At 56.1% G+C, this 13,336-nt stretch carries 11 protein-coding genes and 1 riboswitch; of the genes, 1 reads left to right on the top strand and 10 read right to left on the bottom strand.

Going from position 1 to position 13,336, the window contains the following annotated elements:
* Nucleotides 1-240: 240 nt before the first annotated feature.
* From AC0LWN_RS24935 to AC0LWN_RS24905, 7 genes are all read right to left on the bottom strand, one after another.
* Nucleotides 241-912: a precorrin-8X methylmutase gene (locus AC0LWN_RS24935; protein WP_474670140.1), complete on the bottom strand. Its 672-nt coding sequence runs from the start codon at nt 910-912 to the stop codon at nt 241-243.
* 138 nt (nt 913-1,050) lie between these two features.
* On the bottom strand, nt 1,051-1,827 hold the full coding sequence (gene cobK, locus AC0LWN_RS24930; RefSeq protein ID WP_474670138.1) for a precorrin-6A reductase: 777 nt from the start codon (nt 1,825-1,827) through the stop codon (nt 1,051-1,053).
* A gap of 5 nt (nt 1,828-1,832) precedes the next feature.
* Nucleotides 1,833-4,790, bottom strand: coding sequence for a precorrin-3B C(17)-methyltransferase (gene cobJ, locus AC0LWN_RS24925; protein ID WP_474670136.1), 2,958 nt, complete (start codon nt 4,788-4,790; stop codon nt 1,833-1,835).
* A gap of 466 nt (nt 4,791-5,256) precedes the next feature.
* Complete coding sequence (locus AC0LWN_RS24920; protein ID WP_474670134.1) at nt 5,257-6,123, bottom strand: energy-coupling factor ABC transporter ATP-binding protein; 867 nt, start codon at nt 6,121-6,123, stop codon at nt 5,257-5,259.
* 33 nt (nt 6,124-6,156) lie between these two features.
* A complete protein-coding gene (gene cbiQ, locus AC0LWN_RS24915; RefSeq protein ID WP_474670132.1) occupies nt 6,157-6,945 on the bottom strand; it encodes a cobalt ECF transporter T component CbiQ in 789 nt (262 codons plus the stop codon).
* The gene (locus AC0LWN_RS24910) at nt 6,942-7,226 is read right to left on the bottom strand and encodes an energy-coupling factor ABC transporter substrate-binding protein (protein ID WP_474670130.1); all 285 of its coding nucleotides are present in this window, start codon (nt 7,224-7,226) and stop codon (nt 6,942-6,944) included. The genes cbiQ and AC0LWN_RS24910 overlap by 4 nt, the downstream gene beginning before the upstream one ends.
* Nucleotides 7,223-7,990 (bottom strand): energy-coupling factor ABC transporter permease, encoded by a 768-nt coding sequence (locus tag AC0LWN_RS24905; RefSeq protein WP_474670128.1) that lies wholly within the window; start codon nt 7,988-7,990, stop codon nt 7,223-7,225. Before AC0LWN_RS24905 ends, AC0LWN_RS24910 begins: the two co-directional genes overlap by 4 nt.
* Nucleotides 7,991-8,175: 185 nt before the next feature.
* A riboswitch (cobalamin riboswitch) is annotated at nt 8,176-8,375 on the bottom strand.
* A 156-nt stretch (nt 8,376-8,531) separates the two neighbouring features.
* Here AC0LWN_RS24905 and AC0LWN_RS24900 point away from each other — a divergent pair.
* A complete protein-coding gene (locus AC0LWN_RS24900; protein ID WP_474670126.1) occupies nt 8,532-9,467 on the top strand; it encodes an ArsR/SmtB family transcription factor in 936 nt (311 codons plus the stop codon).
* 141 nt (nt 9,468-9,608) lie between these two features.
* Here the strand turns inward: AC0LWN_RS24900 and AC0LWN_RS24895 are convergent, their stop codons facing one another.
* From AC0LWN_RS24895 to AC0LWN_RS24885, 3 genes are all read right to left on the bottom strand, one after another.
* On the bottom strand, nt 9,609-9,884 hold the full coding sequence (locus tag AC0LWN_RS24895; protein WP_474670124.1) for a DUF6171 family protein: 276 nt from the start codon (nt 9,882-9,884) through the stop codon (nt 9,609-9,611).
* A 13-nt stretch (nt 9,885-9,897) separates the two neighbouring features.
* Nucleotides 9,898-11,391 (bottom strand): alpha-N-arabinofuranosidase, encoded by a 1,494-nt coding sequence (locus AC0LWN_RS24890; protein ID WP_474670122.1) that lies wholly within the window; start codon nt 11,389-11,391, stop codon nt 9,898-9,900.
* Nucleotides 11,392-11,624: 233 nt separating this feature from the next.
* Entirely contained in the window at nt 11,625-13,331 is a 1,707-nt protein-coding gene (locus AC0LWN_RS24885; protein ID WP_474670120.1) for an S-layer homology domain-containing protein, read from the bottom strand.
* Nucleotides 13,332-13,336 lie beyond the last annotated feature (5 nt).

Genomic DNA, 13,336 nt, shown 5'->3' with positions numbered 1-13,336 from the left:
CGGGCCGCTCTGTGCTGCCAACACACCACCAGGACTCAAGCCACTCCCGCCACTGGCTAGCCCAGAGCGGGAGTGTAGCGGCGCTTGCTTCCCCTGCAGCTCCGCTGCAATCCGGCTCCTGTGGCTATGCTCCAATTCCTGAGCGCTTTCCAGCCCGGGCAAATCCAGTGATTTCTGAAACTCCAAGGCCATCAGCTCTCCTTTTCTGCTGTTAGATGTAATTCTTTATCAATAGCTGCATCAGCCCTGATTCTGCAATTCTTCCGCTTGACGGACTGCCAGTAAACTCAAGGCATTGACCGCCGCGACAACAACCGTGCTGCCGCCTTTGCGTCCAATATTAGTGATATAAGGGATGTCCAGCTTACGCAGCTCATCCTTGGACTCCGCCGCCGATACGAATCCAACCGGCATGCCGATTACGAGCCCCGGCCGCGCTGCACCCTCTTTTACCAGACGAATCAATTCCAGCAGCGCCGTAGGCGCATTGCCGATCACATAGATGCCGCCCGGCGCTTCGGCGCAGGCTTTGCGGATTGCGAGAATCGCGCGGGTCGCCCCCAGTTCCTTCGCCTGCTCAACAACATCCGCATCAGAGATATGTACTCTAACCTCGCCGCCATATCTGTGAATCCGTTCCTTGGCGATCCCGGCCTCCACCATCCGCACATCGGCAATAATCGGTTTCCCCTGCAAAATAGCGGCAATCCCCGCCTCAATCGCCTTGGGATGAAACACCAGACTCCGTCCCAGCTCAAAATCGGCAGAGGCGTGAATGATCCGCTGCACCACCGGATACTGCATTGCGGTAAAATCATGCGCTCCCAGTTCCTCGGTAATCATCTGAAAGCTCAGGCCCTCGATCTCCTGCGGCTGCACCGTGAGCGGTTTAAAATCCGTGCCAAACTCCATATCTATCCCTCTTTTCGTAATAAGAACTGATCATCCGCCAACACACAGCCATCCGGCTTTCCGCTCTATCGGAGCGATATTTTTACCGTTCATTTGTTCAAATTAAAGACACACTCTAACCGCAGCGCATTTTCCCGCCTATTCCAGCATCCGCGCCACTGCATCCGATATCCCGGCAAAAGAATCATAGACCCCGCCAAAAGCTCCAAAAGGAGTCTGCGGCCGCGCAATCAAAATCACATACAGCCCCATATCAAGCGCCGCATGCACCTTCTCATCGACGGAGCCTTCCGCGCCGCTCTCTTTGGTAATCATGACCTGCGTGCCATACTGCCGGTACAGCGCCTCATTCAATTCACGGGAAAATGGCCCCTGCAAAGCAATGATGCTGCGCTGCTCAATCCCAAGTGAAAGGCATTTCTCTATATTCTCCAGGCAAGGCAGCAGCCTGACCGTCAGCCGGATACCGGGAGCGTTCAGCAGTTCCCTGGCGAAAATCTCCAGCGTCTTGCCGCCCGTGGTCAGCATGACCGAGCCCTTCAACTCCTTGGCTCTGCGCGCGGCTTCTTCATAAGAGTGTACAACAATCAGCTTTGGCTGGCTGTCATATTGGATACTGCGCCGCTCGTAGCGAAAATACGGAAGGCCCAGCGCAGCCGCCGCGCCCATTGCATTAGCATGTGCCTCCAGCGCAAACGGGTGGCTTGCGTCTACTACAGCACGGCAGCCTCGCTCCTGCAAAAAAGTGAGCAGTCCCTGCTGATCCAGCCGGCCGACGCGGCTCCTGATGCCGGCGGCCTTCAGTCGCTCCGCAGCGCTGGGCGTTACCACTGAAGCCAGCAGCGGCAAGTCCCGCTCCGCCAAATGCAGCGCCAGATCACGGGCATCCCCAGTCCCGCACAGCATAAATATCATCGCGGTCAGCGCTCCTTCCGGGCACTGGCCTGGGATACTCCCGCATGATGGTGATGTCCGCCACCATGTTCATAGCCGTGCCCATGATGGCAGCCTCCCTCATGGTGATGCCCGTTACCATGTTCATGGCCGTGCCCATGGCAGCCTCCCGCATGATGGTTATGTCCGTCACCTTGTTCATGACCGTGCCCATGGTGGCAACCTCCCTCATGATGATGATGTCCGCCACCATGTTCATGACCGTGCCCATGATGGCAATGACAATCTCCCTCATGATGATGGTGATCACCATGACTATGACCGTGTCCATGGTGGTGGTGATGCGCGGCAGCTTCATCACGATATTTGCAGTTGTCACAGTTGGAATAGGCCTGTCCTTCCAGGGTCTCATCAATGCGCCCCAGGAGCATGTCTGCCAGTAGCGGATGAGAGCCCAGATAGCTGCCGATCTCCACTTCAATCTCTGGATGGGCGGCGGCGAACAGCCGGACCGTTTCGTTAAACTGCTGCATCAGCAGCCCGTTGAACAGCAAATACGGCAGCACCACAATTTTACGCGCGCCCAGAACCAGACAGCGCTCCAGACCCTCGGGCAGCAAAGGCCTGGTAATGGCAATAAAGCAAGCTTCGACGCTTTTATAGGAGGTGCGTTCCCAGAGCAGCCGGGTCAGCTTGAAGAAATCGCTGTTCGCATCGGGGTCGCTGCCCCCACGTCCCATTAAGAGCACTATTGTATCTTTATCTTCAACTGCAGAATGCCTCGCCCCGGCACAGGCAGCTCCGGCCTCCAAAGCTTCAGACACTGCAGCCGCAGTCTCCAGCCCGGCAGCATTCATCTCTTCGGGCAGGCTGCTCATAAATTCCGGCTCGTTCAGCGGCACAGCCTCCCTGATACGGTCCAGCAAAATATCCACGGCTCTCTCCTGTACGCCAACCGGACATCCATACACAAACTCCACACCGGGATATTTCAGCTTGGCCTCATCCAGCGCCATCGGAATATCCAGCTTGGAGTGGCCCGCCGCGAATAGAATAATCGGAACAACATAGATTGTTGCTGCTCCTCCTTGCACACACCGGTCAATGCCTTCGGAAATGGAGGGTGCGGACAGCTCAATAAAACAGGTTTCAAAAGCCAGCTCCGGTCTGCGGGCGGCGAGCATTCGTGTGAACTCACGCAGCTCTTCATTGCCTTCCTCTACCCGGCTGCCGTGACCTACGAGCAGAACGGTTCTCTTCCCGCTGTCCTCCACTGTCATATCCTTACTGCCCATACCCATCCGCTCATAAAAAGCATGAAATCGTTCATTCATGCGGCCTTCCGCACGATATTGCCGAACAACCTCCATTACTGCGGCTACCGCTTCGTCCTCGTTCATTCCTTCACGGACCAGGCTGCCCGGATGGGCGGCCCGCCCGGATTTTTTGCCGCCGAGGTACAGCTCATAGCTGCCTCTGGACCAGATCAGGCCGATATCCTCCAGAACCGCCGAGTTGCAGGCCATCCCGCACCCGGCAATACTAATGCGCAGCTCACGCGGCACGTGCTGGCCGTTCAACTGTTCGTAGAGCCGCTGCGCCGCTCCCAGCGCATCCTGTTTTCGCAGCTCACAAAACCCGCAGGTGATCACTTTCACAAAATCCCCCGGCAAAGTAACGTTCAACCCGGCCGCCGTCAAAGCATCGGCTATTCCTGCTTGCTCCGCCTGGATGCTCCGCAGCAGAAAGTGTCCGTCTTTGGTGTACACAAGCCTCCCGTCAGCGCCTGCCAGCTCTGCCAGCAGCTTCATTTGCTCACCGCTGAATGTCCGGCTGCCAATTGCCGGAGCAATCTCCAGTTCGCAGGCTGCGGACGGATTTGCTGACAGATCGCCGGAACCCATGCTCTTCACTTGCTCCACCGGAGCAATGGATAATCTTGCATTTAACGCAGCCAGCTTGCCCGCTCCATTGCCCGTAATCTCTACTGCCTGCTCGTTCGCTCCATTGCCAAGGCCCATCGCTGCATTCTCAGCCGCTCTTTCACCCGCATTCAGCGCTGTCCTCGCGCCCGCTCCAGTGCCTGCGCCCCCCTCCGGCGCTGCTCCGGCTCGGAGCACGGCATCCCGGCCGGCTTCGCCCCCGGTCATCGCCGCCAAAGACCACGGCTCCGCTGCGGTCCGCAGCCGCTCATGCGGCTTCAGTGCCTGCGTATCGGCCCCAAGACTATACTTGCGCTCATAGCCGCGCGGCGTGATCATCACGCCCTCATAGACCGTCGTGGCTGAGTTGCCGACAATGACTGTGGAGAGCATGCCAATCTCATGCTCCAGCATGTCCTGAAGAGTCGTGACCACCGTCATCTGGCGGTCGCGGTAGGCGCTTTTGACAATGCCGACCGGCGTAGCAGGATCGCGGTAACGTAGCAGGATATGACGCGCCTCTTCAATCTGGCGGGTCCGTTTTCCGCTGCGCGGGTTATAAAAGGCAATCACGAAATCCGCAACTGCCGCCGCCTCCACCCGCGCCGCAATGCTCTCCCAGGGCGTAAGGTGGTCACTAAGGCTGATCGTGCAGGAATCATGCATAATCGGCGCACCCAGCAGTGAGGAACAGGATTGAATCGCCGAAATGCCGGGAATGACTTCAACCTCCACCCCCTCATTGCGGCTCCAGCCCCGTTCAATCAGCACCTCGTAGACCAGCCCAGCCATTCCGTATACGCCTGCGTCCCCGCTGGAAATTACGGCAATGGTCTGTCCCGCCTCTGCCCGGCACACCGCTTCCTGGGCCCGGCTGACCTCCTCGGTCATGCCTGTGCCGACAATCTCCTGATGCCGCAGCAGCGGCTTGATCAGGTCCACATATGTCGTGTAGCCGATCACGGCTTCACTCTCTTCCAGCGCAGCCAGAGCACGGCCCGTAATGTGCTCCAGCCTGCCTGGACCAAAGCCTATAATCAGCAGCTTTCCTTGTTTCTTCACCCTTGTTCCCCCTTTAGTTTTCGTCCTCAAAACTCCAATTTGCTATAGCGATTGCACTTTCTACAACAGAATCTACTCCAAAGACAAGAACCTACAATTCTATTGCACTTCATACACTAGAATCGAACAAAACTCCCGCAATACGTGCATTATCTAAATTTCTGTTGCACAAAATACACCAGATTACTCTTTTAGCCAGTTGTGCTCAAAATCTATTGCACCTTTTACAATTACAGAGGCTGCGTAAACCGGGAGGGAGTACGGCGAAAATATTCAAACCGCCTCCAAACAACTACGCAAACCCTCAAACACCTGCGGACATCAAACTAGCTGCCGCAATCCCTTCACATCGCGCTCCGAGTAGAACGGCTGGGCGTCCTTACAAGGAGCCTATGCATCCGAAACAGCTACTCTCCTTTTTGCCTTCAGGTATCCGTTTCAGTGAAACTTAATATCTCTTACATTTTCAAAAATCCCCTTGCCCGCTATCGCCCAGCATCCCGCTCAGCAGCGCTTTGAAATCTCCCGCATTCCGGGGCGCGCTGTGCCCTGCAGTCAAGCGGCGGGGCAGGCTGTGCCACAGATCGGCCAGCAGCGGAAGCTCAAGGCCCACCGCCTGCAGCGCTTCCCTCCGGGCAAAAATATCCTCCGGCGTTCCGGAGGCAACGCAGCTTCCCTGATCGAGGACGATGATCCAGTCCGCCCAGCGGTAGGCCAGGTTCATGTCATGCGTTGCCATAACGACCGTAGTGCCCTTGCGGTGAATGGTATCCAGCCCCTCCAGAAGCTGCGCCTCGGACACCGGGTCTAAATAGGACGTTGGCTCATCCAGCAAAATCAGCTCCGGTCCCATCGCCAGCACACCTGCGAGCGCAGTACGCTTTTTCTGGCCCAGGCTGAGCTGATGCACCGGCTTATCCTTCAGTGCTGTCAGATTCATCTGCTCAAGCACCGCAGTGCAGCGCATCTGAATCGCCGCCTCATCCATCCCCATCCCCCGCAGCCCAAATGACACATCCTCCAGCGGTGTGCTTAAGATGAGCTGCTGCTCGGGGTCCTGAAAAACAAGGCCGACTCTGTGCCGCAGCGCGGCCAGCTCTTTTTTGGCGTAGGATACAGGGCTTCCCGCTTGCTGCACCGTCCCCGCCTGCGGCCGCAAAATGCCTACGGCATGCAGAAACAGGGTGGATTTGCCGGAGCCGTTGTGGCCGAGCACCGCTGTTTTGCCACCCTTGGGAATGGAGACGGTCAGCTCCCGCAGTGCGGGCTCCGCCGTGTCCGGGTAACGGAACACCACTCCCTCAAAGGCCAGACAGTAATCCTTGTTGTCCATAATGCTCTCCTTCTTCAGCTCATTTCACTTCATCTATTGATATGTAATCCACAACTGTGCCAGCAGCAGAAGTACGATTCCGGCATAGGCCTCCAAAGCGAATCTCCGCGGCACTGGGCGGGACACATAAGGCGGCAAAGGAATCTCCCCGGTAAAGCCCCGGGCCACAAGCCCCTGCGACAGCCCGTAATAACGGTGCATGGTGCTTGCGAACAGCGCTGCCGCCATTCCGGCAGCCTCCCGCAGCTTGGGCATGAACCCTCTCTTGCCGCCGCGCAGCCGCCGGGCCAGCAGCATGCCGTGTGCCGTATCGTTTAGCAGAAACAGGAAGCGGTACATAATCAGCATCACCTCCAGCACGATCTGCGGCATACGCAGCCTGCGCAGCACCTGCAGCAGTTCACCGAACGGCGTAGTAAACATAATAAAAAAGAAGCAGGACAGGCATGCCGCTACCCGTGCCAGCAGCACGCCCGCCCGCAATCCGCCCTCCGCTGTAATGTAGATGTACCGCGCCGTCCCCGGCAGCGGCAATGACAGCGCAGCCTCTCCTGCAGCTGGACGGCCCACCTCCACCATGAGCGCCGGAACGCTCAGGAGGTAGAACAGCAGCGCCGTGCCGAACAGCAGCCCGTAGGCGCTGAGCGGGATTTTTGCATACAGGAGGCACCACAGGATCATCCACAGCGCAATAACAGCCTGCAGCGCAGGATGCAGCACATAGGAGAGCGCGAGCATGACTGCGGCGAACAGGCTTTTCCACATCGGGGAGAGCTGCCGCAGCGCATTGCTGTGGGACAACGCATCAATTCTTCTGATCATTTCTGCTGCTGCCGCTCCCGTTTCCCCTTCATAAGACCAATCGTATAGCCGATAATTCCGGCTCCAATTGCCGCCTGCAGCGCAAACAGCATACTTTCCGTCTCTCCCGGCAGCTCGGCCAGGGGCTTGAACCAAGGTTTATAGTTAGGATCAATCTCCGAAATCGCTCCCTCGGCCGCATCGTCGGCCCCGCCGAATTCCCCGTTCACCAGCAGCAGCGGCAGCACCACCAGCAGAACAACCGCCAGCAGCATCAGCCCGTTTCTCCATTTGCTTTTCACTCTGCGCTTCCTCCTTTGGCTCCCCGTTTCAAGAGCGACAGCTCCTGCGGGCTATAGGCCTTCAGCCAGTTCCACAGCAGCACGGTAAGCAACCCCTCGCTGATGGCCAGCGGAATTTGGGTCACGGCAAATATGCCGCCGAATTTAACAAAAGAAGCCAGCATACCGCCGTCCGCCGACGGAAAAGCCGCCGCAAGCTGAAAGGACGTGACAACATAGGTCATTAGATCAGCCGCCGCTGCTGCGCAGAATACCGCCAGCTTTTCGCGTTCCGTAAGCTTCATCGTCAGCTTATAGACTGCATATCCAGCAAAAGGACCCGCGACAGCCATCGAGAACGCATTCGCCCCGAGGGTGGTTATTCCGCCGTGCGCCAGCAAAAGCGCCTGAAACAGCAGCACAATGGAGCCGATCACGCTCATCGGCAGCGGCCCCAGCATCACGGCGCCAAGTCCCGTCCCTGTGGGGTGTGAGCTGCTCCCGGTTACCGAAGGCATTTTGAGTGCGGACAATACAAAGGTAAACGCACCCGACAACCCAAGCAGCAGCTTCAGCTCGGGATTGTCTTGGGTCATCTTTTTCAGCTTCATGATTCCAAGCACAAAGAACGGCACAAAGGCCACCCACCAGAACACAGCCCATCCTATCGGCAAAAATCCCTCCATAATATGCATCGCTTCGGCTGTACCCGGCTCATTCAGCGCAAAATAAACCGTAAACCCGCCAACCAGCACTGCGAAGCTGCAAAAACTGCGCTTGCTCATTCTCTCCTCCATCCTTTCATCAGTTGTTCTTCTGCTGCAAACCAAAAAACTCCCGCCCTCAGAGGGTGGGAGTTATATGTACGTCGAAAGATCACAAAGAGAAGGCTGCTGTCCCGCCGGTAAGATTATGCAGGCACACCCTCTTCTCTGAACCTCTTCGTACACCGCTCCTATCCGCGTAGAGTCGTGTGTGCGCAAACAAGGTAGGTCTCCTGGCTTGGAATGCTGGCGTCATACCCCCGTCTTCCCCGGCGCTCTGCCGAGTGACATCGTGAAGGCTGGCTTTTCCTTACAGTGGCGGGACCGCTCGGGAGTTGCACCCGATTCCCTGTTACCCCTTGAGGTACTTTGTACGATCAAAGGCACCTTGTTTTCATCGCTGATTCATCCTGTACATCATAACGGACATGGCCGGCCGGTGTCTGTGATAAAAGTGGAAGCGCCTGTAAAGAGCTGCATAGCTTGTAAGAAGCTCATTTGAATAATATAATTATTAACTATATATGAACTCTTATTTTCTAACCTGTCCTGGAGGCTGTCTATGAAACTCGATCTTACCGAAGAATCACTGCCTGTATATGAAGCCTTATCAAGCGCCGTGCGCCTCCGCATGCTCCGCCTGCTTGCCGTTCAGCCAATGAACGTTAAGGAGCTGGCATCAGCGGCCAAGCTCAGCAGCGCCATTATGACCATGCATGTCCGCAAACTGGAGACTGCCGGGCTGATTCAGACACATATGGCCCCCGGGCGGAGCGGTCTGCAAAAGATTTGCACGCTAGCCGCAGAAGGTGCGGAGATTATTTTTCCCGGCCCGGGGAGAGCCGAACGCAAAAGCTACCGCATCGAGCTGCCCGTGGGGCATTATTCCGACTTTCAGATTGAGCCGACCTGCGGGCTTGCCACTACGGAGCAAATCATCGGCAGTTTCGACGACCCGCGTTATTTCTGGGATTTGGAGCGGATGAATGCGGGGATTCTCTGGTTCGGCAAAGGCTACGTCGAGTATAAGATCCCCAACTTTCTGCTGTCCAGTGAGCAGCCGGAGGAACTGGTCATTACGATGGAAATTGCCTCCGAGGCTCCGTCCATCAATAATAATTGGCCCTCGGACATCACCTTTACACTGAATGGCGTCAAGCTGGGCTACTGGACAAGTCCCGGTGACTATGGAGACAGCAGAGGCAAATATACGCCCGCCTGGTGGCATCCGCTTACCAATCAGTATGGTCTGCTCAAACAGCTGCGCATTACTTCCAAAGGCACTTACATGGACGGACTCAAGCTCTCCGGGGTGACGCTGGATGAGGTGGGCATCCGCAGCAAGCAGTGGACCTTCAGGCTGTCGGTGGAGGAGGATGCCGAGCATGTCGGCGGACTTACACTCTTCGGCAAAGGCTTTGGCAACTATAATGAAGACATGCTGGTTGAGCTGTTTTATACGGACAGCGCCGATGCCAAAGAAACGGCTGCTCCTTAAGTTGTGACCTGAAGGATGTCCCGCTCAAGCCGAAGGCATAAGCACAATAAAAAGCCCCTATCGCCGCTGCACATTTGCATGCGGAGAATAGGGGCTTTTCAATTCAGGCGGCGCTGGCTGCAAGCCTTCTGCGCCGCCTGCTTATTCCGTGACCGGCTGCCAGAGTCCGCCGCCGGGAAGCGGACAGCCACGCGCCTTGAGCCGCGCAACAACCGGTATAATGCAGCCGCAGGCGGTGCAGGTCACACCGTCCTGCAGCTTGGAGCAGGCTCCGCAGAGAGCAATGCGCTCCGCATACACTTGATCCGAAGCGGTGTTATCCTCATTGAACATGGAGGATGCCAGAATACGGGCAATCTGCGCTTCTGTAACCTTATATTCGTCCCGGCAGCCTTTGCAGCCAGTGGTAGTCGCCATAGCTGTACTCCTTTTACGCCTTCGGTGTAATTTCCAGTACCGTCACCGACATCGCCGGCAGTTCTACAGTAAGCGTATTGCCTTCCAGCGTAAATGCAGTGAACGGCTGTGGAACAACCGCTTCCGGCTCGCTGAAGGTGTTGTGGGCGTCAATCTTTGCCCCGGCAAGCGTAGTGGCGGTGATATCTGCCGCTTGGCCTGCAAGACCGCGCAGCTCCAGCGGAAGCGTAGCTATAGACGCATGGTTCAGATTGCATAGGCTGACGTGAATCACACCTTCCGCGTTGACCGAAGCCGAAGCGGATACTTCCGGGATTTCCCGTCCGCCTATGCTGTAAGAGCCGCTCTCCACCGTCAAATCCAGCAGCTCGGCATCCTGATGCACCTTGTACATGTTGAACACATGATACGTTGGAGTAAGCAGCATTTTCTCCCCTTCGGTCAGAATGACCGCCTGCAGCACGTTGATCGTCTGGGCAATGTTCGCCATCCGCACACGGTCGCTGTGCTTGTGGAAGATGTTCAGTGTCAGTCCGGCCACCAGCGCGTCGCGGATCGAGTTCTGCTGGTACAGGAATCCGGGATTCGTGCCCGGCTCCACATCATACCAGGTTCCCCACTCATCGACGATCAGGCCGACTCTTTTCTCGGGATCGTATTTGTCCATGATCACACTGTGGCGGGTAATCAGCTCTTCCATGTGCAGCGCCTTTTCAAGCGTTGTGAAATATTCCGAAGCTTCAAAGCCGGTAGCCGCACCCTTCTGCTCCCAGGTGCCAGGGACCGTATAGTAATGCAGCGTAATGGAATCCATAAACCGGGAGGCTTCGCGCATCAGCACTTCCGTCCAGTTGTAATCATCCGAGTTCGGGCCGCAGGCGATCCGGTGGATGCGGTTATCCCCGTAGTTGCGCACATACGTCTGATATTGGCGGTACAGATCCGCGTAATATTCAGGACGCATATTTCCTCCACAGCCCCAGTTCTCGTTGCCCACGCCAAAATACTTCACAGCCCAAGGCTCCTGATGTCCATTCTTCTGTCTCAGCTCAGCCATCGGAGAGACGCCGTTAAAGGTGAGGTACTCAACCCACTCCGACATTTCCTGAACCGTACCGCTGCCCACATTGCCGTTGATGTACGGCTCGCATTCCAGCATGGCGCACAGCTCCATAAATTCATGGGTGCCAAAATGGTTGTTCTCAACCGTGCCGCCCCAGTGAGTGTTGACCATCCGTTTGCGGCCTTCACGCGGCCCGATGCCGTCCTTCCAGTGGTATTCATCGGCAAAACAGCCGCCCGGCCAGCGCAGCACCGGCACCTTGATTTCCTTAAGCGCTTCCACAACATCATTGCGGATACCCTTGGTATTCGGAATCGGTGAATCCTCTCCTACCCAGATGCCTTCATAAATACAGCGTCCCAGATGCTCGGAGAAATGCCCGTAGATGTTCCGGTTAATCGTTCCCTTGCGGATATCCGCGTTAAGCACAATACGTTGAGCCATGAAAAATGCCGCCTCTCTTTAAATTAATATATTTATTAATTATTTAATGATTATATTAATATTATAAAACTCTTCTTTTCGGTTCGTCAACAACAAAAGCGCCTTGTCTATCAAAGGGCTCGCAAGCCCCCATCCGGGACATTCATCCCCGCTGGACATACTAGAAAAAGCTGCCCCAGGGTATCGCCCGGAAGCAGCTTTTCAGTAGCATCATTCTTACATAGGGCTAAACCCTAATGGAGCAAAAGCGTTCTGTACAAAATAACCGCTGCCTGCGCCCGGGTCGATAACCCCTTAGGTGCAAAGACATTGCCGCTTAAGCCGTTCACAATCCCATGCTGCTGCATTGCCGCAACGGCTTCGGAGGCGTACAGCGCAATCTCGGCTTTATCGCTGAATGCAGCATCCGCTGCCGCCGATCCGCCCAACTCCAGCCCGAGAACCTTGAAAGCCCGGTACAGCATGACCGCCAGATCCTGACGGCTAATGCTGTCATTCACTCCAAAGCTGCCATCCGGCTTGCCTTCGATAATGCCCAGCTTCTGGGCCGAGGCTACAGAGGTGTAATACCATGTGCCCGGCTGAGTATCTGTGAACGGGGAGACGGCGGCGGCATCCTGCAGATCAAATGAATTGATAAGCATCGTAATGAACTGCGCCCGGCTGAGACGTCCATTCGGATCGAATTGTCCGCTGCCCACTCCGGTGATCGCCTCTCTGGCCGCCAAGGCCTCAATGGACTCTCTGGCCCACTCGGCTTTGGACAGATCCTTATAGGTCACATCGGCATGCGCCGGTACATACTTGCTGAAATGCTGCGGACGGAACGTTACAGTCTGCGAAGCCGGATCATATTTGGTGCTCTTCACCGGCTCCAGCGCACCGTTATCCGCTACATAATAGACTACAACCTTATTCGCCTTTTCGCCCGGCCGCAGTGTATAAGGCACCTTCACCGTTACTTCTTTCTTGTCAAAAGCACCCGCAGAGCTGCCATCCAGCTTCAACTGGAAATCATAGATAACCGCATCCGGTCTGACCTTATCCTGTACTGACACTGGTAAGGAAGAAGAGCCAGCTTGCGCGACAGAGAACTGCAGACTGCCCGCGGTTTTGGCTGCTTCCTTGCCGAAAAACGCCTCATTCAGCGTGATGCTGGCCAACCCGCTGTTAATGGTGACTGTCTTTAGCTTCTGCCCTAACGCACCCCGGATTTCTTCAAGCGGGAATTCGATTACAACCTGCTTGGCACCCGTTCCCGGCTGCAGAACAATGGTCAGGTCTTTGCCGCTGAGCTGACTGATTGCCTGCTGTAGACCGGCAGAATTAATCTTTACCGATGCTACTCCGTTCTCATCGGGTTCAGCTCTGAATACGAGTCCCCCTCCGGCTGCGCCGGGCTTGCCTGCTGTGTCCGGCAATGTCCCGGTGCCGCCCGTTCCATTCGAGCTGTTCGCAACCGTAACAGAGGCCTTGGCATCAGGCGTGTAGACAGACCAGACGCCGCTGTGTCTGACTTTGATGGTCTTCAGCGCAAAAGAGCTTGTGCCGTTCGCTTTGGCGGTAAAGGTGATCTTCCCGAGGACTGCCGCCCCGCTATCGCCTGCCGCATTGCCCAGCTTCGTGTAAACGGCGCGCAATTGGCCCGCGTCCAGCAGCTCCGGATTGACGATAGAGCTGAAGCCGCCGCTTAGATTCGTGGTAAAGGAATCGCTGTTCACAGACCATTTTGCAGGATCAAAACCCAAATTTAGCTCATAAGCCGTCCAGTCCCGGGCCTTGCTCACACTTACCTGAACCTCCACCTGCTCGCCGGCCGTCACCTTTGTCCTGGAGACATTAACGGAAAATTCCGGCTCATCCGCCGCAAAGCCCGCGGAAGGCCATAAGGAACAGAGCATGAGAATGACTAGACCAACTACTAATAATTTCTTGTTCAACGAAA

It is taken from the genome of Paenibacillus sp. sgz302115 (assembly GCF_056120445.1).
Note: the sequence above shows the minus strand (reverse complement) of the source record. Positions and strands in the feature narration are given on the sequence as shown.